The 21,309-nt window shown below is 64.3% G+C and carries 18 protein-coding genes and 1 tRNA gene; 10 read left to right on the forward strand and 9 right to left on the reverse strand.

Annotation, left to right across the window (positions count from 1 at the left end):
• The first annotated feature begins 10 nt into the window (after positions 1–10).
• From P6U31_RS01120 to P6U31_RS01135, 4 genes are all read left to right on the forward strand, one after another.
• Positions 11–361, forward strand: coding sequence for a hypothetical protein (locus P6U31_RS01120; RefSeq protein ID WP_407186463.1), 351 nt, complete (start codon positions 11–13; stop codon positions 359–361).
• A 217-nt stretch (positions 362–578) separates the two neighbouring features.
• Complete coding sequence (locus tag P6U31_RS01125) at positions 579–857, forward strand: PepSY domain-containing protein (protein WP_063198686.1); 279 nt, start codon at positions 579–581, stop codon at positions 855–857.
• 52 nt (positions 858–909) lie between these two features.
• Positions 910–1,503 carry a cytochrome b/b6 domain-containing protein gene (locus P6U31_RS01130; RefSeq protein ID WP_407186464.1) on the forward strand — a complete coding sequence of 198 codons (594 nt, stop codon included), beginning with the start codon at positions 910–912 and terminating at the stop codon, positions 1,501–1,503.
• 202 nt (positions 1,504–1,705) lie between these two features.
• Entirely contained in the window at positions 1,706–4,207 is a 2,502-nt protein-coding gene (locus tag P6U31_RS01135; RefSeq protein WP_407190058.1) for an EAL domain-containing protein, read from the forward strand.
• A gap of 455 nt (positions 4,208–4,662) precedes the next feature.
• On the opposite strand, the gene P6U31_RS01140 is transcribed toward P6U31_RS01135, so the two are convergent.
• On the reverse strand, positions 4,663–5,340 hold the full coding sequence (locus tag P6U31_RS01140; RefSeq protein WP_407186465.1) for an LON peptidase substrate-binding domain-containing protein: 678 nt from the start codon (positions 5,338–5,340) through the stop codon (positions 4,663–4,665).
• 32 nt (positions 5,341–5,372) lie between these two features.
• On the reverse strand, positions 5,373–6,296 hold the full coding sequence (gene trxA / locus P6U31_RS01145; RefSeq protein ID WP_407186466.1) for a thioredoxin: 924 nt from the start codon (positions 6,294–6,296) through the stop codon (positions 5,373–5,375).
• A 274-nt stretch (positions 6,297–6,570) separates the two neighbouring features.
• Here trxA and P6U31_RS01150 point away from each other — a divergent pair.
• The 4 genes from P6U31_RS01150 (at position 6,571) to P6U31_RS01165 (ending at position 10,166) form a co-directional block, all read left to right on the forward strand.
• Positions 6,571–6,645 (forward strand) — tRNA-Gly (locus P6U31_RS01150).
• 76 nt (positions 6,646–6,721) lie between these two features.
• The gene (locus P6U31_RS01155; protein ID WP_407186467.1) at positions 6,722–7,708 is read left to right on the forward strand and encodes an NAD-dependent epimerase/dehydratase family protein; all 987 of its coding nucleotides are present in this window, start codon (positions 6,722–6,724) and stop codon (positions 7,706–7,708) included.
• Between the two features lie 380 nt (positions 7,709–8,088).
• The gene (locus P6U31_RS01160) at positions 8,089–9,363 is read left to right on the forward strand and encodes a PQQ-dependent sugar dehydrogenase (RefSeq protein WP_407186468.1); all 1,275 of its coding nucleotides are present in this window, start codon (positions 8,089–8,091) and stop codon (positions 9,361–9,363) included.
• A 224-nt stretch (positions 9,364–9,587) separates the two neighbouring features.
• Positions 9,588–10,166, forward strand: coding sequence for a c-type cytochrome (locus P6U31_RS01165; protein WP_407186470.1), 579 nt, complete (start codon positions 9,588–9,590; stop codon positions 10,164–10,166).
• Positions 10,167–10,260: 94 nt separating this feature from the next.
• Here the strand turns inward: P6U31_RS01165 and panE are convergent, their stop codons facing one another.
• The 4 genes from panE to P6U31_RS01185 all read right to left on the reverse strand — a co-directional run bounded on the left by panE (position 10,261) and on the right by P6U31_RS01185 (position 14,035).
• The gene (gene panE, locus P6U31_RS01170) at positions 10,261–11,184 is read right to left on the reverse strand and encodes a 2-dehydropantoate 2-reductase (protein WP_407186471.1); all 924 of its coding nucleotides are present in this window, start codon (positions 11,182–11,184) and stop codon (positions 10,261–10,263) included.
• 115 nt (positions 11,185–11,299) lie between these two features.
• Positions 11,300–11,914, reverse strand: coding sequence for a 2-hydroxychromene-2-carboxylate isomerase (locus P6U31_RS01175; RefSeq protein WP_407186472.1), 615 nt, complete (start codon positions 11,912–11,914; stop codon positions 11,300–11,302).
• A gap of 90 nt (positions 11,915–12,004) precedes the next feature.
• On the reverse strand, positions 12,005–13,354 hold the full coding sequence (locus P6U31_RS01180; protein ID WP_407186473.1) for an MATE family efflux transporter: 1,350 nt from the start codon (positions 13,352–13,354) through the stop codon (positions 12,005–12,007).
• A gap of 84 nt (positions 13,355–13,438) precedes the next feature.
• Entirely contained in the window at positions 13,439–14,035 is a 597-nt protein-coding gene (locus P6U31_RS01185; RefSeq protein WP_407186474.1) for a DUF2239 family protein, read from the reverse strand.
• Positions 14,036–14,186: 151 nt separating this feature from the next.
• Here P6U31_RS01185 and P6U31_RS01190 point away from each other — a divergent pair, with 151 nt between their 5' ends.
• Positions 14,187–14,852, forward strand: a complete 666-nt coding sequence (locus P6U31_RS01190) for a glutathione S-transferase family protein (RefSeq protein ID WP_407186475.1) — start codon at positions 14,187–14,189, stop codon at positions 14,850–14,852.
• Positions 14,853–14,961: 109 nt separating this feature from the next.
• On the opposite strand, the gene P6U31_RS01195 is transcribed toward P6U31_RS01190, so the two are convergent.
• Positions 14,962–16,257, reverse strand: a complete 1,296-nt coding sequence (locus P6U31_RS01195; protein ID WP_407186476.1) for an MFS transporter — start codon at positions 16,255–16,257, stop codon at positions 14,962–14,964.
• A gap of 92 nt (positions 16,258–16,349) precedes the next feature.
• Positions 16,350–18,101, reverse strand: coding sequence for a gamma-glutamyltransferase (gene ggt / locus P6U31_RS01200; protein ID WP_407186477.1), 1,752 nt, complete (start codon positions 18,099–18,101; stop codon positions 16,350–16,352).
• 100 nt (positions 18,102–18,201) lie between these two features.
• On the opposite strand from ggt, the gene P6U31_RS01205 reads away from it, so the two are divergent.
• Positions 18,202–19,587 carry an MFS transporter gene (locus P6U31_RS01205; protein ID WP_407186478.1) on the forward strand — a complete coding sequence of 462 codons (1,386 nt, stop codon included), beginning with the start codon at positions 18,202–18,204 and terminating at the stop codon, positions 19,585–19,587.
• A gap of 119 nt (positions 19,588–19,706) precedes the next feature.
• Here P6U31_RS01205 and purH read toward each other — a convergent pair whose 3' ends face one another.
• Complete coding sequence (gene purH / locus P6U31_RS01210; protein WP_407186479.1) at positions 19,707–21,299, reverse strand: bifunctional phosphoribosylaminoimidazolecarboxamide formyltransferase/IMP cyclohydrolase; 1,593 nt, start codon at positions 21,297–21,299, stop codon at positions 19,707–19,709.
• Positions 21,300–21,309 lie beyond the last annotated feature (10 nt).

The raw sequence follows: 21,309 nt of genomic DNA on the forward strand, positions 1-21,309 counted from the left end.
ACTCCCGACGATGCGTGACCTTATGCTTCAATGCGCCGGCATGCTGACCATCGCCGTGGCCCTCATCCACGGTTATCTCGGCGAAGCCAAGGTGTTCGCTCGCGCCCGCATCGAGCCCGAGCGGCTCCGCACTTTGATCCGCCTGGTCTGGCAAGCCTCGACCGTCGCCTGGATCGGCGGTGGCGTGCTCCTGATTGCGGTGCCTTGGATGCAGTCGGAGCCGGCGCGCCGCTGGATCGTCATCACCATGGCCTGTGTATTTGGCCTGTCCGCACTCGCTAATGCCTGGGCAACGCGAGGCCGGCACTTCGGCTGGATGATGCTAAGCGCGGTCGTTGCGCTGGCCGTGGCCGGCTACTAGCCGTTCGTGAGACGTAACGCCGCAGCAATGGCTCAAATCCGCGCTGCCCTCGGACAGCATTCGCGTTTTGGCTCAGGTTAGAACTCATCTAAAACGAGTCATTAGAACTTATCTAACGCGATCGAGGCCCGTACCCGATTGACTTCACCTTCCCCTTTGCTTCCTTCGGACCCGCTTCGCGGCTTGCGTAGCGCGCACGACAAAGGAGGAGATTTTCGTGAAGGTCATTCGTGTTGTTGCCATTGCACTGACGGTCGGGATCGGCATGGGGTCGGCGGCGATGGCCGACGGTTTCAAGGACTGCACAAAGCTCGACAAGGCGTCGTGGAAGCCGGCCAGCGAAGCCGAAGCCAAGGCCAAGGCGCTGGGTTACGAGGTGCGGCGGTCCAAGATCGAAGGTTCGTGCTACGAGGTTTACGGCGTCAAGGAAGGCAAGCTTTACGAGCTGTTCTACAGCCCCGAAGATCTCAGCCTGAAGCACACGATCGCCAAGTAGGTCGGCTGCGCGACGCGATCTGCGCAAAGCAGGACTTGAGGATGGTCTTTGCTTGATTGAAGAAGCGATGCCAGAAGCGCGCGAGGCGTCCGGTGGGACCTTCGCGGATCGAACCGTTTCGCGGACGGTTGCAGTCTGGGACCTCCCGCTGCGCCTCTGGCATTGGATGCTTGCGGCTTTCGTTCTGGCCGCGTGGTTCACGCCCACCGTCTATGATCGGCTTCACCGCATCGTCGGCTATGCGGTGCTCGGACTGCTCGTCTTCCGCCTGGTCTGGGGCTTTTGGGGCAGCCGTTATTCGCGCTTCCGCATGATCAGGGTCCGGCTCAGGGCGGCGCCAGGCTATCTCTGGAATCTGCGTCGCGGCATCACCGGCCGCTATATCGGGCTCAATCCCGCCGGCACGTTGATGCTGGTGGCGCTGCTGGTCTCGCTGACCGTCTCGGCGGTCACGGGCGCGATGTCGGTCACCACCACCTTCTTCGGCGTCTGGTGGGTCGAAGACACCCACCACTATTCATCCGATGCGGTCATGGTGCTGGTCGTGCTGCATGTGCTGGGCGTGCTGCTGATGGCACTTCTCCAGCGCGAGAACCTGATTCGCGCGATGATCACCGGCCGCAAGCGCATCCGCGGCCATCTCTGAGTTCATTGCTGATCTTGCCCGCGTTTCGCCCCTCGGCTCGGGCGCACTCACGGTCCGACCTCTTGCGCAAACAGGCGACAGATTAAATTGTGCGGCCGACGTTAGCTTGACGGTAAGCATGCAATCAGCCGCTGCACAAAATTAACGCGAAGCACGTCTAGCCCATCCACCATCGTCCCAAGTGACGATGGAGCGATATTGCATGTTCCGCGTTTTTTCCTGCCTTACGGCCGAGCACGATTGGCGGCTCGTCGTGCTCGCCGGCTCGGTCTGTTTCGTCGCCAGTATCGTCGCGGTCAGTATCTTTCATCGTGCGATCGCGGCCCGCGCAAGAACGCGGTGGATCTGGATCGCGATCGCCGGCGCGGCGATCGGATATGGCATCTGGGCAACGCATTTCGTCGCGATGCTGGCCTACGAGCCCGGTGTGACGACGGGTTACGGCATCGTGCTGACGGCGCTTTCGCTCGCTGCGGCGATGCTCCTGACCTCGCTCGGCTTCGGCGTTGCGGTCGGCGCCTCCGGCCGCTGGGGCGCGATGGCAGGCGGCGTCATCATCGGAGGCGGCATTGCCGGCATGCACTATCTCGGCATGTGGGCGCTCGAAGTGCCGGGTCGGGTCGCCTGGTCAGTGGATCTCGTGCTGATCTCGATTGTCCTGGGCATGTGCCTTGGCTATGCCGCGCTGGCGGTCGCGCTCACATGTCGGGACTATCGCGGCACGCTCGCAGCTGCGGTCCTGCTGACTCTCGCAATCGTGTCGCATCACTTCACGGCGATGGGGGCGGTGCAGATTACGCCGGATCCAACGCGTGCCACGAGCGCCCTGTCGTTGTCTCCGGCGGTGCTCGCACTTGCTATCGCCGGCGTGGCGCTATCGGTGCTGGGGATGAGCTTGATCGGCGTGCTGGCCGATCGGCGCCTGGCAACCAGAACGGCCAAGTTCGAGGAGATCATCAGCCAGCTCTCGAAGGCCCGGCAGCAACTCGAGGGCTCGCAGAAAGAACTCAAGGAACAGACGCTCCGGCTCGATACCGCCATCAACCACATGGTCGAGGGCCTCTGCATGTTCGACGCCGAAAAACGTCTCGTCATCTGCAACGAGCGCTACGCCAAACTGTACCGGCTGCCACCGGAGTTGCTGCGCCCAGGGGCCGCGCACCGGGACATCATCAGATATCGCGTCACAAGCGGCACGCTCAAGGGTGACACCAGCGATGATGCTGCCGAGCAGTTGGTCTCGAAGCTCGATGCCCTGCCGGTCGATGTGGTGTCGAGCCGGATCGACGAGTTCGCTGATGGTCGATTGATCTGCGTGACGCGACAGCCGATGGCTGGCGGCGGCTGGGTGGCCACCCATCTCGATGTCACGGAGCAACGCCGGTCCCAGGCCAAGATCACCTATATGGCGCAACACGATGCCCTGACGGATCTGCCGAACCGCGTGCTGCTGCGCGCACGTCTGGAGGATGCTCTCGTCGATGTGTGCGACAGAAATCTCCATCTGGCCGTCCTCATGCTCGACCTCGACCGATTCAAGGAGGTCAACGACACGCTCGGACACCCCGCAGGCGATTCGCTGCTGCGTTCGGTGGCAGCACGTTTGCCGGGTTGTGGCAGCGAGACAATGTTCGTCGCTCGATTGGGCGGAGACGAGTTTGCCGTCGTCGACTACGTGACGAATCCAGCGGTGGAAGCGGCGTCCCTCGCCGAGGCAATCAAGAGCGCGCTCTGCGAGCCGTTCGATCTCGGCGATCATCAGGTCACCGTGGGCACCAGCATCGGGATCGCTATTGCGCCGCAGGACGGCGCTGGTTCCGACACGATCCTCAAGAGCGCCGATATCGCGCTGTACTCGGCCAAGAGCGGCGGACGCGATGCATTCCGCTTCTTCGAACCGGAGCTAAACGAGCTCATACGCGCACGCCGCGACCTAGAACGCGATCTGCGGAAGGCTCTCGCGAGGGGTGAATTCGAGTTGCATTATCAGCCGTTCGTCGACTTGAGGAGCGGCGAAATCCGCGGCTTCGAGGCGCTGTTGCGCTGGCATCATCCGGAGCAAGGCCTGGTTCCGCCCGCCGAATTCATTCCTCTTGCGGAGGAGACCGGTTTGATCCTGCCGCTGGGGGAATGGGTGTTGAGAACCGCTTGCGCCGAGGCGGCCAAATGGCATCCCGATCTGAAGATCGCGATCAATCTCTCTCCTGCGCAGTTCAGGAGCAAGGAGCTGGTGCCGACGATCATCGGCGCGTTGGCGACGTCCGGCATTGCGCCGGGCAGGCTCGAGCTCGAGGTCACCGAAACCGTGATCATGCATGACAGTGCGGCCGTATTTGCAGCACTCAGCCAGCTGCGCGAGCTCGGCGTGCGAATTGCCCTCGACGATTTCGGCACCGGCTACTCGTCGCTCAGCTTTCTGCAGAAGTTTCCATTCGACAAGGTCAAGATCGATCGCAGCTTCGTCAGCGAATTGTCCAGCACCGTGGAAGAGCCTCATCGGATTGCTCGCGCTGTGGTGCAATTCGCCACGAGCCTCGGCAAGACGTCCACCGCCGAAGGCGTCGAAAGCGCCGAACAACTGCAGATTCTGCGCGAAGAGGGATGCGTCGAGGCGCAGGGCTACCACCTCAGTCCGCCGATGCCGGCCTCGGCGCTCACGCAGCTGATCCGTCGAAGAGCCGAGGCCGAGGTGTGCGCTGCCTAAAGCGCGATGAGATCAGGTTTGGCGGGGCCCTTGGTGATTCACCTCTCCCCAACGGGTGAGGGGCCGCGGCACTCAGCGAGAACCAGATCCCCTCATCCGGACCGCATCTTTGATGTGCTCCGACCTCTCCCCGACGACGGCAGGGCAATCGCATATGGTGTGCACGATGCGGCGGCAGTGGCAGTCGGCTTCCTCTCCCGCTTGCGGGGGAGGGCTGGGGGGGGCTGTCTCCGCATTGGGATTGTTGAAGATGCCCCCGAGTGGCGAAAACCCTCACCCGCCGCGCTCTGCGAGCGCGTCGGCCTCTCCCGCAAGCAAGCGGGAGAGGCGGAGCAAGCCCGCGGTCCTCGCGATTCCATATGCGATTGCCTGCCAACGACGGGGAGAGGTAGATCGACCCCTGAGTGCCCATCGATTCAATCAAATCGCGCTTCAGGTGCGCTTCGCGACCACCCTCACTGCAACGGCGGATCGCCGCTGGTGCGCTTCTTGGCGAGGTCCATCTCGGTGACCGCGATCAGAATCTCGGCACGGGTCTTCAGGTCAGGCGCCTCCAGCATGGCCTGCTTCTCCGCGGGGCCATAGGGCGACATCATCGCCAGCGCATTGACGAGCGCTTCGTTGGGCGCGCTTTCGACGCCCTCCCAGTCGACCTTGAGATTGTTGGCTTTCAAGAAATCCGCCAGCACGGCCAGCAGCGCTTCGCGGTCGACCTGATCCTCGCCCAGGCGGGCGGTGAAGTCGTCGGCGTAGGCGAAGAAATCGACCTTGCACTGCCGGTAGGCGGTGAGCACGTCGAGCTCCTCGACCACCTTGAAGCGCGAGACCCCGGTGAGCTCGAGGATGTAGCGGCCGTCGCCGGACTCGGCGAGCTGGGTGATGCGGCCGACGCAGCCGACGCGGAACAGCGTCGGCTTGTCGGAATCCTTCGGCGAGTGCGCGACGTCAGGCTGGATCATGCCGATCAGGCGATGGCCGTCGCGGAAGCTATCGTCGACCATCGCAAGGTAGCGTGGCTCGAAGATGTTGAGCGGCATCTGGCCGCGGGGCAGCAGCAGCGCACCCGGCAGCGGAAACACCGGAATGATCTCCGGAAGGTCGGCGGGGCCGCGATATTCGATGTTGATCGGCATCTGCCCGGTCCCCCTGGCCTTGCCAGCGCGCCTTACGAAAACAGGATCGTCGACAAACGCTTGCGTCCCTCGACGGTTGCATCATCCGTGCCGCCCCAGGCCTCGAAGAACTGCACCAGCTGCTTGCGGGCGCCGTCATCGTTCCATTTGCGGTCGCGCTTGACGATCTCGAGCAGCTGCGCGGTGGCAGCAGCGCGGTCGCCTTGCGCGTTGAGCGCGGTCGCCAGGTCGAATCGGGCCTGATGATCCAGCGGGTTTGCGGCGACTTTCTGTTCCAGCTCCGCGACCGGTCCGAGCGATTGGGCCTGCTCGGCGAGATCGATCGTGGTCTGCACGGCCTTCACCGCGGGGTCGTTGCGCTTGGATTCCGGCACCATGGCCAGCGTCTGCTTGGCCTGCTCCATCGCGCCGGAAACGGCGTAGCATTTTGCGAGGCCCGCGAGCGCCGCGATGTTGGTCGCATCGTACTGGAGCACCTCGGCATAGATCTGCGCAGCCGCAGCCGTGTCGCCCTCGGCGAGCACGGCCTCGGCCTCCTGCAGGATCTCGGCGATGTTGGGCTCGCCCGGCGCAGTCACGCCCTTGGTCAGCTTTTCGATGAAGGCGTTGAGCTGACTCTCGGGCACCGCGCCCATGAAGCCGTCGGCCGGCTGGCCGTTGACGAAGGCGATCACGGCCGGGATCGACTGGATGCCCATCTGGCCCGGGATCGCCGGGTGCTGGTCGATATTCATCTTGACCAGCTTGACCTTGCCCTTGGCCGCCTTGACCGCCTTTTCCAGCACGGGGGTGAGTTGTTTGCACGGGCCGCACCACTCCGCCCAGAAGTCGATCAGCACCGGCTGGCGCTTCGATTCCTCGATGACGTCCTTCACGAAGCTCTGGGTGGTGGTGTCCTTGATCAGATCGGCCGCAGCCGGGTTTGCGGCTCCGTTACCCTGGTCGATGATCGTCACGGGATCCCCTCGTCTGATGTCTGGAGGCGGGGTCTTTAGCACGTCGCCGCCGCCTATGCTTCGCTGTCGGCTCCTAAATTGGGCCGAATGGGCCGAATTTCAATCCACCAGCGGCGATTCGGCGGTTCCGGGCCCATTTCGGTCGATTCGCCCGCATTCGGGGTCCATATTGGGTCTCGGATTGCGCATCTATGCCGCCGGTAGCTGTTGCATTCCCCTCCCGCTTTTGGCATACGACAGCCGTTGCCGGCGCGTCACGCGGCCGACACAGGATGCGGGTGTAGCTCAGTGGTAGAGCACGACCTTGCCAAGGTCGGGGTCGAGGGTTCGAGCCCCTTCGCCCGCTCCAATTTTTCCCAGAGCATCCAGCCAAACCGGGTCGGGCCGTGGTTCTCCACGCCGCGGGCGGCTGTATCGGGTTCTCCATGACAATTCTGGTGACGGGCAGCGCGGGGCACCTCGGGGAGGCCATCCTGCGGACGCTCCGGGCGCGAGGTTCATCCGCGCGCGGGGTCGATCTGAAGCCGTCGCCTTTCACCGATGCTGTCGGCTCCATCGTTGATCCCGATTTCGTGCGGCGCCAGTTGGCCGGCGTGACCGCCGTCATCCACGCCGCGACGCTGCACAAGCCACATGTGGCGACACACTCCAAGCAGGACTTCGTCGACACCAACGTCACCGGCACGCTCAATCTGCTCGAGGCGGCCGCGGCCGTCGGCGTGAAGAGCTTCGTCTTCACCAGCACGACCAGCGCGTTCGGTTCGCAGCTCCGTCCCGAGGCCGGACAGGCGGCGGTGTGGGTCACCGAAGACCTGCCGCCGGTGCCGAAGAACATCTACGGCACGACGAAATTGATGGCGGAGACCCTGTGCGAGCTGTTCTTCCGCGAGCGTGCCCTGCCGGTGGTGGTGTTGCGGACCTCACGCTTCTTTCCCGAGGACGACGACGATCCCGCGATGCGGTCGGCCTATACGCTGGACAATGCGCAGGCCAACGAGCTGCTCTATCGCCGGCTGGATATCGCGGATGCCGTGGGCGCCCATCTGCTCGCCGCCGAGCGAGCGCCAAGGATTGGTTTCGCCCGTTACATCGTCTCGGCCACCAGCCCGTTCGAGCAACGCCATCTCGCTGCGCTGGCGCGCGATGCGGCCGGTGTCGTGCGCGAGCTCTATCCGGATTGCGCAGAGCTCTATGCGTCGCGCGGCTGGCGGCTCTTCCCCGAGATCGACCGCGTCTATGTCAACGAGCGCACACGCCGCGAGCTCGGCTGGCGCCCCGAATTCGACTTCGCGCATGTGCTGAGCTGCGTTCGCGAGGGTCGCGATTTTCGCAGCAGGCTTGCGCGTGAAGTCGGCTCGAAAGGCTATCATGATGTGCGGTTTGACGACGGGCCCTACCCCGTCGCCTCATGAGCGCGGCGCTCGTTATTTCGCTCGATGCATCAAATGCCTGTCGGATGTCACCGCGTGCCACCCGGCCTGAGCCGTTCTACTGTGCATGGGGTTGTTTTCGCAGTTTTGGTTTCGGCCCGTCTCTCGCGCGGTCGGAAAGCGCGCCGCCTGTCGGTTTGATTCCGCGTTGCAGCGAGAGCGCTTTCGTCGCGCTGCTCGTGCTCATTGCCACTCCGTCTCAATTTTTAATGAGCGCAACCACAGCACACGCGATGCCCTTCTCAGCGCGCGCAGATGTGCTAGCTTTTTACGTCTGCCGCTCGGCAGATCCCAAACTTCGCCTCTCGACTAGCAAAACAAAATAATCGCAGCCCTGACGGCTGCCTTAGGGGAGTGACGCGATGACGTCGATGTTCCATCGATCCGTGTTGGCGCTTGCAGCCGTGGCCCTTCTTGCAGGGACCAGCGCCGGCAGCGCGCAACAGCAGGACAAGAACAGGGCACTGAAGAAATACGAATCCGGCACCAAGGAATTCTGGACTCATCCGCCCGATGACTGGTTCCTGGGCGATGAGACCGAGGCGCAGAAGGGTCTCGCGCCGCCGTCGGGACCGCCGACCGGCGCCTCCGACGCCGAGCTCGCCAACATCGTCAAGAAGATCAAGCTGCCACCGGGCTTCAAGATCGAGGTCTATGCCTCGGGCGTGCTGGCCGCGCGGCAGATGGCCTGGGGTGACAAGGGCACGCTGTTCGTCGGCTCGTTCGGCCTCGGCAACGTCTATGCGATCAAGGACAATGGCGGGAAGAAGGAGGTCAAGACCATCCTCAAGGGGCTGAACATGCCCACGGGTCTCGCTGTCAAGGACGGGGCGCTGTACGTCATCGCCGTCGACAAGCTGATCCGCTACGACGATATCGAGAACAAGCTCGACAATCCCGGCGACGGCAAGGTCGTCTATGACGACATGCCCTCCTACGCCGCACATGGCTGGAAGTACATCGCGGTCGACAAGGAAGGCTGGTTCTACATTCCGTTCGGACCGCCTTTCAACGTCGGCATCCCGCCGACCAGCGTCTCGCAGATCCGACGCGTCGATCCCAAGACCGGCAATGCGGAAATCTGGGCGCTCGGCGTTCGCAACTCGGTCGGCGGCGATGTCGATCCCCGCACCGGCAAGTACTGGTTCACCGAGAATGCGCGCGACTGGATCAGCGATGACCTGCCCTCGGACAAGCTGAACATGATCAACCGGATCGGCGAGCATTTCGGCTATCCCTATTGCCATCAGGGCAACCTGCCGGATGACAAGTTCGCGATGGGCCACAAGTGCTCCGAGTTCACGCCGCCCGTGCTGAATCTCGGCGCCCATGTCGCTCCGCTCGGCATGAAGTTCTATACCGGCGATCAGTTCCCCGCCGAGTACAAGAACAACATCCTGATCGCCGAGCACGGCTCCTGGAATCGGCACAAGTACCAGGGCGGCCGCATCATGCGCGTGATCGTCGGGCCTGATGGCAAGAATGCCAAGCAGGAGGTGTTCGCCTCGGGCTGGATCGAGGGCGACCAGGGCTATCTCGGTCGTCCCGACGACATCATCCTCGCCAAGGACGGATCGATCCTGGTCGCCGACGACTGGGCCGGCGCGATCTATCGCATCAGCTACAGCAAGAAGTAGCGCAAGACACGATGTGAGGCTGCGACCGCGCGATGGCCGCAGCCTCTTTGCTTGATGCGGCGTGCTCGCCGCGGAACAGGTTCGTCGTGCCCGGACTTGATCCGGGCATCCATCATACGAGAAACCTTTTGCAACTGGGATGGATTGCCGGGCCTGGACCACGCCGAAGAGGCTTCGGCCTCGCAGGCGGGTCAGGCCGGCGATGACAGCTGGAGAAGTCAGCCATGCGGGCCGTTCGGTTCGGAATTCTATCTGCGACGCTACTATTCATCCCGGCCCAGGCCGCCGACAATGCCGCGATCAAGGAGAAAGCCTCCGTCTGCTCCGGCTGTCACGGTGAGAACGGCATCTCGCAAACCGAGAACATCCCCTCCCTCGCCGGGCAGCCTGATCAATTCATCCAGTGGCAGCTGGTGTTCTTCCGCTCCGGCTCGCGCAAGAACGACCAGATGCAGCCGATCGTCGAGGAGATCACCAACGAGGACATCCGCGCTTTCGGCGCCTATTTCTCGCAACTGACGCCGCCGAAGGGAGCGGAAGACGGAGATCCGGAGCTGTCGAAAAAGGGCGCGCAGGTCGCCGCCGGTCGCCGTTGCGCCTCATGCCACACGGACAGTTTCGCCGGCACCAAGGGCGTCGCGCGGCTGGCAGGTCAACGCGAGGAATATCTGGTCAAGGCACTGCACGATTACAAGGCGGGTCAGCGCGTCGGCGGCGGCGTCGCCGCCATGGCCGATGTCGCTTATCACATGAGCGATGAGGAGATCACCGCGGTCTCGCACTATCTCGCGCATTTGCAATAGTGTGGAGCGAGCGCAACAAGCTCCGCTGTCGTCCCGGATCGGCGCTCCGCTTCGCTGCACTTGTCGGGGACGACACCGAGTGTGTGGTTACGACCTACCCCGCCCGCTGCTTCTCATACGCCTTCAAATGCGTGTAGGCGATGCGCAGCTTCGGCACCGGCACCTTGGCGGCATCGGCGCGGGCAATGAGATCGCCGATGACGTGATCGGCCTCGACCGGCAGGCCCGCCTTGATGTCGCGGAACATCGAGGCCGTCATCGGCGAGCCCTCGGTGGTGAGGTTGCCCTTCACCCGCTCGAAGAACGGCCCGCCCGGCGGATATCCCGACGCGGTGGCGATCGCGCTGGTCTCATCCAGCATGCCGAGCAGGAAGTCCCGGCCGCCGGGAGCTGCGAGGATGTTGCCGACAGAGCTGCGCATCAGGCTGGTGGATGCTGCCAGTGAGGAGAGGAACACCCACTTCTCCCACATGTCCTGCATGATGTTCTGGCTGGCGGTGGCGCCATTGATGCCGCTCTTGAAGGCCTCGTCGATCGCCTTGACGCGCTCCGACAGCTTGCCGTCGCGCTCGCCGTAATTCAGCGACTGCATCGGCTGGAGCTGCACCACCTCGCGCTGCTCGTTCAGGGTCGCCGCGATGGCACAGAGCCCGCCGAGCACGCGGTCTTTGCCGAATTTGGCATCGAGGATGTCGAGATGCTTCATGCCGTTGAGCATCGGGATGATTGCCGTGTTCGGTCCGACCGCCGGCGCAAACGATTTGATGGCGTCGTCGAGGTCGAACGCCTTGCAGCTCAAGAGCACGACGTCGAATTTGTCCTTGAGCGCGTCGGCCTGCACGGTCGGCGGATTCTTCAACGTCACATCGCCATTCGGGCTCTTGATGACGAGCCCGGCGCTCGCGAGCTCACCGGCCCGGCGCGGCCGGACCAGGAAAGAGACGTCGCGGCCGGCCTGCAACAGCCTGCCACCAAAATAGCCGCCGATGGCGCCGGCGCCGACCACGAGGATGCGCATGAGAGAGCTCCGTTATTGTTGTTCTTCTTCAGACAGAGGTGAATGGCGAACAGGGAGTAGCGAATAGGATAGCAGATGACGAAACGCGAGTAACGTTTCCTCTATCCGCCGTTCGCTACTCGCCCTTCTCCAGCACCATCTCCTCGACCTCGCGGAGCTGCTCCTTGCCGAAGAACATCTCCTTGCCGACGAAGAAAGTCGGCGAGCCGAACGCGCCGCGGGCCACGGCCTCTTCGGTGTTCTTGATCAGCCTCGCCTTCACCTCGGGCTCCTGGCTGCGGGCAAACAGCTTCTGGGCATCGAGGCCGGAGGAGGCCAGCGCCTTCGCCGCGATCTCGGGGTCGTCCATCTTCTTCGGCTCGCGCCACATGTGGTGGAAGGCCGCCTCGACATAGGCCTCGAACACGCCCTCGAGCTGCGCCGCGATCGCCGCGCGCATCAGGTTCAGCGTGTTGACCGGAAAATGCGGATTCCAGACATAGGGTTGGACCTTGAAGCGCTTGATGAAGCGCTCGGTCTCGACCTGCTGGAATTCGCGCTTGTTCTTGACGCCGGCCAGCGTCTCGGCCGGCGATCTGTTGTTGGTCGACTTGAAGATGCCGCCGAGCAGGATCGGAACATATTCGAACTTGACGCCGATGCGCCGCTCGATCGCGGGAATCGCGAGATGGCTGAGATAGGCGTTCGGGCTGCCGAAATCGAACAGAAACTGTGGGGCAATGCGGGTCAAACTCGTTCTCCCTGATCTCGCTTTTCGCCCATTGTGACGCAGCGTGCCCCCGAGGTCCACCGTTTAATGATGGTCATAATACTTTGAAGATCAGACCAGCGGCCGGACCGCCCGCTTGCGCCAGACCATGAGGTAATAGCCCATCTGCAAAACGAACATGGCGCAGAACACGATGGGGTAGGCGGCCCACACGCCTTGCAGGCCAATCGTATGACTCAGGATCACCGCGGCAGGCAGCTCGATTGCGACAATCGCGAAGATCGAGAGCAGCATCGGCGTCAGCGCGACGCCGGCCGCGCGCATCGCTCCGGAAAACACCGTGGCGAGACCGAAGGGCACCGAGCTCCACAGCGCGATGTCGAGCAGGCCTTTCGCCAGATCGAGCACGGCGGCGTCGGTGATGAAGAGGCCGAGGATGGTGCGCGGCGCGAGATAGATCAGCGCCACGAGCCCGCCGGTCAGGGCGAGGTTGAAGGCGAGCCCGGTCCGCACGATGCGGTCGAGCCGGGCTCTGTCGCCGCCGCCCACGGCCTGCGCGCCGAGGATCGAGACCGCGATCGAAATCGACATCGCCGTGAACTGCGTGTAGCCCATCACCTGGTTGACGGCGCCGTAGGCCGCGGTGGCGTCCGACCCGAAACCGTTGACGAGGCCGAGCAGCACGAGCTCGGCGATCGCCATCACAACCATGCCGACGGCACTCGGCAATCCGATGCCGAGAATCTTGCCGAGCATGGCGCCGTTGAGGCGCAGTTGACGCAGCAGCGTCGCATCGGGTGCCAGCGCGTGCTTCGTCCGCAGCAGATGGAGAGCGAGCGCGATCAATGTGAGCGCATTCGAGATCGCCGCCGCCCATGCCGGACTGGTGATGCCGGCCGCCGGCAATCCGAACGATCCGTGGATCAGCACCGGCGTCAGGATCAGTCCGATCGCGGTCGACAATGCCAGCGCCAACAGCGGCGTGAGCGTGTCGCCGACGCCGCGGATCATCGCCGTCATTAGCAGGAAGACAAAGCCGAGCGGCATGGTGAGCAGCATGATCCGCGCATAGGCGCTGGCCTGGTCGAGGATGTCCGCAGGCGTGGCGAGCGCCATCATCAGCTGGCGGCTGAAGAGTCCGCCGACCAGCGCGATCAGAATGGAGAGCAGTAGGCCGATCGCAAGTGTGGTGCCCGCGACGATCTTGATCTTGTCGTGCTCGCCGGCGCCGAAGGCCTGACCGATCAAGACGGTCGCGCCGGTGCTGAGGCCCATGACGAAGGCGAACAGAAAGAACATCACCGGAAAGAACACCGAGACGGCCGCCAGCGCGTCGATGCCGATCATCTGGCCGAGATAGACGTTGCTGACGGTGCCGAACAGCGATTGCAGCGCGTTGCCCAGCATCAGCGGCGCGAGGAAGCGCGAGAATATTTTCCAGAGCGGCGTGGCGACTGACATGGAGGTGCCTTTCATCAGGGCGTGCGACGTCGTCGCCGCGCGATGCGCGGCTCGGCCGTCGATGGGGGAAATGAGACGCGCGCTTTACGCGCGATCGCTGTGGGCGAGCTTGACGATGTGGTCGCGGATGTCGGTCGGCCAATCCGCGATCAGGGCGGTGAAGCGCCGCCGGTCATCCGCAAACAAGGCGCGCGAGGCTTCCTCGAACTGCGGCAGGTTGCCCGCCATGGTCGACATGAAGTGATAGGCGGCATCGCGTGCCTGCCGCTCGCGGTCCTTGTCGCCGCTGACGCGCCGGGCCTCGTCGACGAGCTTGCGCAGCGCGACCGAGGCGCCGCCCGGCTGCGCGCCGAGCCACTCCCAGTGCCGCGGCAACAGCGTCACCTCGCGCGCGACCACGCCGAGCTTCGGCCGGCCGCGGCCGCGCGGCTCGGTCGGCGGCGTGCTCTCCTCAACCGGGGGCGGGAGAAGCTTCGCCAACCGCGCCAACACCTCGCGATCCCCGCCGCGCAGGTCGAAATCGATCGAGCGGCCGGTGGCGTCCTCGAAGATGACGATGGACTCGTCCGGCCGCGGCGCCACCCGCTTGACGACGAGCGCGACCTCGCCTGCGGACCCGGACACCAAGCGGCGCTGCCCTTGGAAGGCGGTGAAGGTCTTTTGCATTGAAATCATTGCCATATTGAAGACGTTGGATCAATTAATACCCGGGTAAATTGTGAAGGTCAATATACCCGGGTGAAAAGATTCGGCTTCGGCGGCTCGACTTTGTGTTCCCGGGCTGGCACCAACGCGCCACCGACTGGCCACGCCTAGCCTGGGGATCTTGCCGATGCTGACCGTTCACCACCTCAACAATTCACGCTCGCAGCGCGTGCTGTGGCTGCTCGAAGAGTTGGGCGTCCCTTACGAAATCGTACGCTATCAGCGCCAGCCGGACATGCGCGCGCCCAAGGAGCTGCGCGCCATCCATCCGCTCGGCAAGTCGCCGGTCATCACCGACAACGGCAACACCATCGCGGAGTCCGGCGCGATCGTCGAATACATCATCGCCACCTATGGCAACGGCCGGCTGATTCCGCCGCCGAACACGCCGGAACGGCTGCGCTTCACCTATTGGCTGCACTACGCCGAAGGGTCTGCAATGCAGCCGCTGCTGCTGAAGCTGCTGTTCACGCTAATGCCGAAGCGCGCGCCCGCGCTGCTTCGTCCGCTGGTGCGCAAGGTGTCGAACCAGGCGCTGACCACGCTGGTCAATCCGCAGCTCAAGCAGCACATGGATTACTGGGAAGGCGAGCTTGCGAAGAGCGAGTGGTTCGCCGGCAACGAGTTTACCGCGGCCGACATCCAGATGAGCTTCCCGCTCGAGGCTGCGCAAGCGCGCGGCGGGCTCGAGCAGGGCCATCCCAAAGCGATGGCGTTCCTCGATCGCATCCACGCCCGGCCGGCCTACGCCAAAGCGCTGGAAAAGGGCGGGCCGTACCAAGTGGGACGGTAGCTATCTTCACCGTCATTCCGGGGCGCCCGAAGGGCGAACCCGGAATATCGAGAGTGTAGCCGAGGTCCCGGGTTCGATGCTTTGCATCGCCCCGGAATGACAATGGCTGCTAATCCGCATGCAGCACGCGTCCGCGCGTCTCCGGCAGCGCGAAGGCGGCAATGAAGAACACGGCGTAAGCCACCACCGCGAAGATCGCGATCGCATTCGCAAGCGATGTCGTCGCCGAGAGCGCGCCGACCAGGAACGGAAACAGCGCGCCGATGCCGCGGCCGAAATTATAGCAGAAGCCTTGGCCGGAGCCGCGCAACCGCGTCGGATAAAGCTCGGTCAGGAACGCGCCTATACCGGAGAAATAGCCCGAGGCGAAGAAGCCGAGCGGGAAGCCGAGCAGCCACAGGATCTCGTTGGTCAGCGGCAGTTGCGTATAAAGCAGCACCACCGCCATGGCGCCGAGCGAGAAAATCAGGAACAGATTGCGCCGTCCGATCCGGTCGGCAAGCCAGGCGCCGGTGAGATAGCCGATGAAGGAGCCGATGATCAGCGTCGACAGGTAGCCGGTCGAGCCGACGATCGACAGATGCCGCTCCTTGGTCAGGAATTGCGGTACCCAGAAGGTGATCGCGTAGTAGCCGCCCTGGCAGCCCGTCGCCATCAGCGACGCAAGCACCGTGGTCTTCAGGATCGGGAAGGTGAAGATCTCCCAAAGCTTCGGATGACCGCCGGTTTCCGCGTGCCTGGCGCGCGCCTCGGTTGCGATCTCCGGCTCAGTGACGGAGCGGCGGATGTAGAACACCAGCAGCGCCGGCAATGCACCGATCACGAACATCCAGCGCCACGCCGATTCCGCCGGCAGGACTGAAAACAGGATCGCCTGCGACAGCACCGCGAGGCCCCAGCCGACCGCCCAGCCCGACTGCACCGATCCGACGGCGCGCCCGCGATATTGCGGCCGGATCGCCTCGCCCATCAGAACTGCACCGGCGGCCCATTCGCCGCCAAAGCCGAGGCCGAGCACGGCGCGGGCAATCAGGAGCTGGTCGAAATTCTGCACGACCGCGCAGACCAGCGAGAGGAACGAGAACCAGATGATGGTGATCTGGAGCGTCCTGACCCGCCCGATGTGGTCGGAGAGATAACCGCCGAGCCAGCCGCCGATCGCAGAGGCGAGCAGCGTCACCGTTCCGGCGAGGCCGGCGGAAGCCGCATCGACCTTCCACAGCGCGATGATGGTGCCGATCACCAGCGGATAGATCATGAAGTCCATGCCGTCGAGCGCCCAGCCCGCTGCGCACGCCCAGAACGTCCGGCGCTCCGGCGTGTTCATGTCGCGATAGAACGCGAGAAGGCTGGTATCCTCGATCTCGGCGCGCTCGATGCGTTGCAGCGGATCGGTTGTCGTCATGGCCTTCCCCCGGCAGTTTCTTCGGCGCTTAGGTAGCATGCGTGGCCGCAAGAGCTAGCGGGCCCGCGCGCCCGTGCCATGCAAATGACGGGTTACTGTCCCGCGGCTTCCGCGCCGCGGGTGCGCGGGTCGGGCGCGCCGAGTGGCCCGTTCGGCGTCACCAGAATCGAATTTGCCGATGTCTGCCCCATCGGCGCCACGACGTGATGCCCCATCGCCTTCAGCTTGAGCAGCACATCATCGAGAAAGCCGTGCTCGACGCGCACCTCGTCCGGCAACCATTGGTGATGCAGCCGTGGCGCCGCGACGGCGGCGGCGACATCCATCTTGTAATCGAGCACGTCGACGATGACCTGCAGCACGCTGGAAATGATGCGGCTGCCGCCGGGCGAGCCCGTCACCAGCATCGGCTTGCCGTCCCTGAGCACGATGGTCGGCGACATCGACGAGAGCGGACGTTTGCCGGGCCCGGGCAGATTGGGCTCGAAGCCGACGAGTCCATAGGCATTGGAGGCGCCGACAGCGGCGGTGAAGTCGTCGAGCTCGTTGTTGAGCAGCACGCCGGTGCCCTCGGCAACGAGGCCGACGCCGTAGCTGAAGTTTAGTGTGTAGGTGTTGCTGACGGCGTTGCCGCGGGAATCGACGACCGAGAAATGCGTGGTGTTGCTGCCTTCCCGCGGCGAGGCGACCGCGGAAGCGAGCTCCTGCGACGGCGTGGCGCGGTCGGCGGAGATCCCGGAGCGCAGCTTGGCGGCGTAGTCCTTTGCGACCAGTGTCTCGATCGGTGCGTTGACGAAGGCGGGATCACCGAGATAGCGCGCGCGGTCCGCATAGGCGCGCTTCATCGCCTCGATGAGGAGATGCAGCGATGCCGGCGATCCCTGCTTCAGAGCGGCAAGCTGAAAACCCTCGAGAATGTTGAGCGTTTCGACCAGCACGACACCGCCGGACGAAGGCAGTGGCATCGACACGATGTCATAGCCGCGATAGGTGCCGCGTACCGGTGCGCGGATCGCGGGCTGATAGGTTTTCAAATCGGCCGGCGTCATGATGCCGCCCGCATCAGCCACGGCTTTGGCGAGTCTTTCCGCGACCGGCCCCTCATAGAAACCGCGCGGCCCCTGTGCCGCGACGGCCGACAGCGTGTCAGCGAGATCGGTCTGCACCAGCTTGTCGCCTTCACCAATCGGCGTGCCATCGGGCCGCGAGAAGATCCTGGCGGAAGACGGCCAGCGCGCTAGCCGCCGGTGCCAGCCCGGCAGCGTGTCGGCGATGTCGTCGCTGACGACGAAGCCATCGCGGGCGAGCGTAATCGCAGGCTCGAGCAATTGCGCTAGCGTGAACTGGCCCGAGCCGTATTTCTGCAGCGCCAGGCTAAGCCCCGCGACCGTGCCGGGCACACCGATGCCGAGCGCGGAATCCCGCGACTTCGCTGGATCGGGCTTGCCGTCGGCGCCGAGGAATATCTGCGGCGTGGTCGCCGCTGGCGCCGTCTCGCGGTAATCGATCGTGACGTCTTCGCTGCGGTCGGCGGAATGAATCACCATGAAGCCGCCGCCGCCGATATTGCCGGCGCGCGGATAGGTCACGGCCATCGCAAAGCCGGTCGCGACCGCGGCGTCGATTGCATTGCCGCCGCGGCGCAGGATCTCGGCGCCAACTTGCGCGGATATCTTCTCCTGCGCGACGACCATGCCGTGCTCGGCGGCAATCGCGCGCACCGTGTCGGGCGCTGGGGGAACATAGGCGCGCCGCGCATCCTGAGCGGTTGCGGCTGCGAGACTAAACGCCAGGGTGGCGATGACGGCGAGAAAGGCCCGCCGTGTCGAACATGACGACATCATCAAATTTCCGCGGCGGCTTCGAACCGGTTCACACGCCTCGCGGCAATGCTATACCGTTTGCGCCAACAGAGGCAAAACTGTTCGTGATGAGGACTGCGTGATGACGACGATTGCTCCGGATATGCGTATGGGGGCCGCGCAGCGCGCCTATCCGCCGCGCGCCGCCGTCGTCAGCTGGATCTTCTTCGATTGGGCCGCCCAACCCTATTTCACGTTGATCACGACCTTCGTGTTCGCGCCCTATTTCGCCACCAGCGTTGCGCCGAATCCTGCCACCGGCCAGTCGCTGTGGGGATTTGCGATGGCGGCTGCGGGCCTTGCGATCGCGCTGCTGTCGCCGGTGCTGGGAGCGATCGCGGACGCCTCCGGCCGAAGGAAGCCGTGGATCGCAGGCTTCGGCGCGGTGCTGGTGTTGGCATCCTGCGCGCTGTGGATCGGCAAGCCCGGCGATAGCGCCGTGATTCCGCCGCTGCTCACCGCAGTCGCGCTCGCCAGCGTCGGTGCCGAATTCGCCACGCTCTTCAACAATGCGATGATGCCGACCCTGGTGCCGCCGGAGCGGATCGGCCGCCTCTCCGGCACCGGCTGGGCGACAGGCTATATCGGCGGCATCGTCAGCCTGGTCGTCGTGCTCGGCCTGCTCGCCGCAAATCCCGAGACCGGCCGCACGCTGCTCGGCCTCACGCCGCTGTTCGGGCTCGATCCCGTCACGCATCAGGGTGATCGTGCCGCGGGGCCATTGACCGGTCTGTGGTTCATCATCTTCGTGACGCCGATGTTCCTGTTCACGCCGGACTATCCGGCAAAGCGTCCCGTCCGCGAGGCGCTGCGCGAAGGGCTGGCGGAGCTCAAGCAATCTATCAAGGGCCTGCCGCAGCAAAAATCGCTCGCGGCATTCCTGCTCGCCAACATGATCTACACCGACGGGCTGGTGTCGCTGTTCGCGTTCGGCGGCATCTACGCCGCTGGCACCTTCGACTGGCACACGATTCAGATCGGCACGTTCGGCATCATGCTCGCGATTGCCGGTGCGTTCGGCGCCTGGCTCGGCGGCAAGCTCGACGATCGTCTCGGGCCGAAGCGCGTCATCGCCGGCAGCCTGCTGATCCTGCTCCTGTCGGTAGCGGCGATCCTGCTGGTCGACAAGGACAGTGTGCTGTTCGTCAAGGTCGCACCGCTGCAAGCGGGTGCGCCCTTGTTCTCGAGCGCGGCCGAGCGCGCTTATCTCGTGCTGGGCTGCCTGATCGGCGCGGCCGGTGGCCCATTGCAGGCCGCCTCGCGCACGCTCTTGATCCGTCTCGCACCGAAGGATCGCATCGCGCAGTATTTCGGCCTGTTCGCCCTGACCGGGAAGGTGACCTCCTTCATCGGACCGCTCTTGATCGGCATGATCACCGCCGCGACCGCGAGCCAGAAAGCCGGCATGGCCGTGCTGGTGGTGTTCTTCGTCGCGGGACTGGGGCTGTTGATGCGGGTGCGGGAGTAGCCGCATCATGCAACTCTATCCTCGTCATTGCGAGGAGCACTTGCGACGAAGCAATCCAGACCTTCCTTGCGGAGACAGACTGGGTTGCTTCGCTTCGCTCGCAACGACGAGCTGACAGGTTAGTGCCGGAAGTGCCGCGTGCCGGTGAACACCATGGCGATGCCGTGCTCGTCGGCAGCCTTGATCACCTCGTCATCGCGCATGGAGCCGCCGGGCTGCACCACCGCGGTGGCGCCGGCTTCGATGCAGGCGAGCATGCCGTCGGCGAACGGGAAGAACGCATCCGAGGCCACCACGGAACCCTTGGTGAGCGGCTCGGCAAGCTTCAGCTCATTGGCGGCATCCTGCGCCTTGCGCGCCGCGATCCGGGCTGAGTCCACCCGGCTCATCTGGCCCGCGCCGATGCCGACGGTGGCGAGATCCTTGGCGTAGATGATGGTGTTGGACTTGACGTGCTTTGCCACCCGGAACGCGAATTTGAGGTCGCGCATTTCCGCGTCGGTCGGCGCGCGCTTGGTCACGACCTTGAACGTCATGTCGTCGACCACGGCGTTGTCGCGGCTCTGCACGAGCAGACCGCCCGCCACCGTCTTGGCGGTGAGGCCGGGCGCGCGGGGATCGGGCAGGCTGCCGGCGAGCAGCAGGCGCAGGTTCTTCTTGCCGCCGATGATGGCGATCGCTTCCTCGGTCGCATCGGGTGCGATGATCACCTCGGTGAAGATTTTTGTGATCTCGCGCGCCGTGTCGGCATCGAGCGCGCGGTTCATCGCGATGATGCCGCCGAAGGCCGAGGTGGAATCGCAGGCCAGCGCCCGGCGATAGGCTTCGACCAGGTTCGCGCCTTCCGCGACGCCGCAGGGATTGGCGTGCTTGACGATGACGCAGGCCGCGGTGCGCTTGGCGTCGAACTCGCCGATGCATTCATAGGCCGCGTCGGTGTCGTTGATGTTGTTGTAGGAGAGCTCCTTGCCCTGCAGCTGCCGCGCGGTCGAGACGCCCGGGCGCTTGTCGGGCGTCGCGTAAAATGCCGCGGTCTGGTGTGGGTTCTCGCCGTAGCGCAGCGACTGGATCAGTCTGCCACCAAAGGCACGGAAATCGGGCGCTTCGATCTCGAGCTGACGGTTGAACCAGTTCGAGATCGCGGCGTCATAGGCCGCGGTGCGGGCGTAGGCCTTTGCGGCCAGCCTCCGGCGCAGCTTCAGCGTGGTGGCGCCCTTGTTGGCGGCGAGCTCGTCGAGCACGGCCTGATAGTCCTGTGCCTCGACCACGACGGCGACGTCGTCATGGTTCTTGGCGGCGGCGCGGATCATCGCGGGGCCGCCGATATCGATGTTCTCGATGCAGTCCTCGAAGCTCGCACCTTTGTCGACGGTGGCTTCGAAGGGGTAGAGATTGACGACGAGGAGATCGATCGGCGCAATGCCGTGCGCCTTCATCGCCTCCACATGCTCCTTGTTGTCGCGGATCGCGAGCAGGCCGCCATGCACCTTCGGATGCAGCGTCTTGACGCGGCCGTCCATCATCTCGGGAAAGCCGGTGAGGTCGGAAACGTCCTTCACCTTGAGTCCGGCGGCGGCGATCGCTTTCGCCGTGCCACCGGTCGAGACCAGCTCGACATCATGGGCGGCAAGCGCCTTGGCGAATTCGATCAGGCCGGTCTTGTCGGAAACGGAGAGAAGAGCGCGGGTGACGCGGCGGGGATGGTCAGTCATGAGCAAGATC

The sequence above is a fragment of the Bradyrhizobium centrosematis genome (assembly GCF_045571495.1).
Taxonomy (GTDB): domain Bacteria; phylum Pseudomonadota; class Alphaproteobacteria; order Rhizobiales; family Xanthobacteraceae; genus Bradyrhizobium; species Bradyrhizobium centrosematis.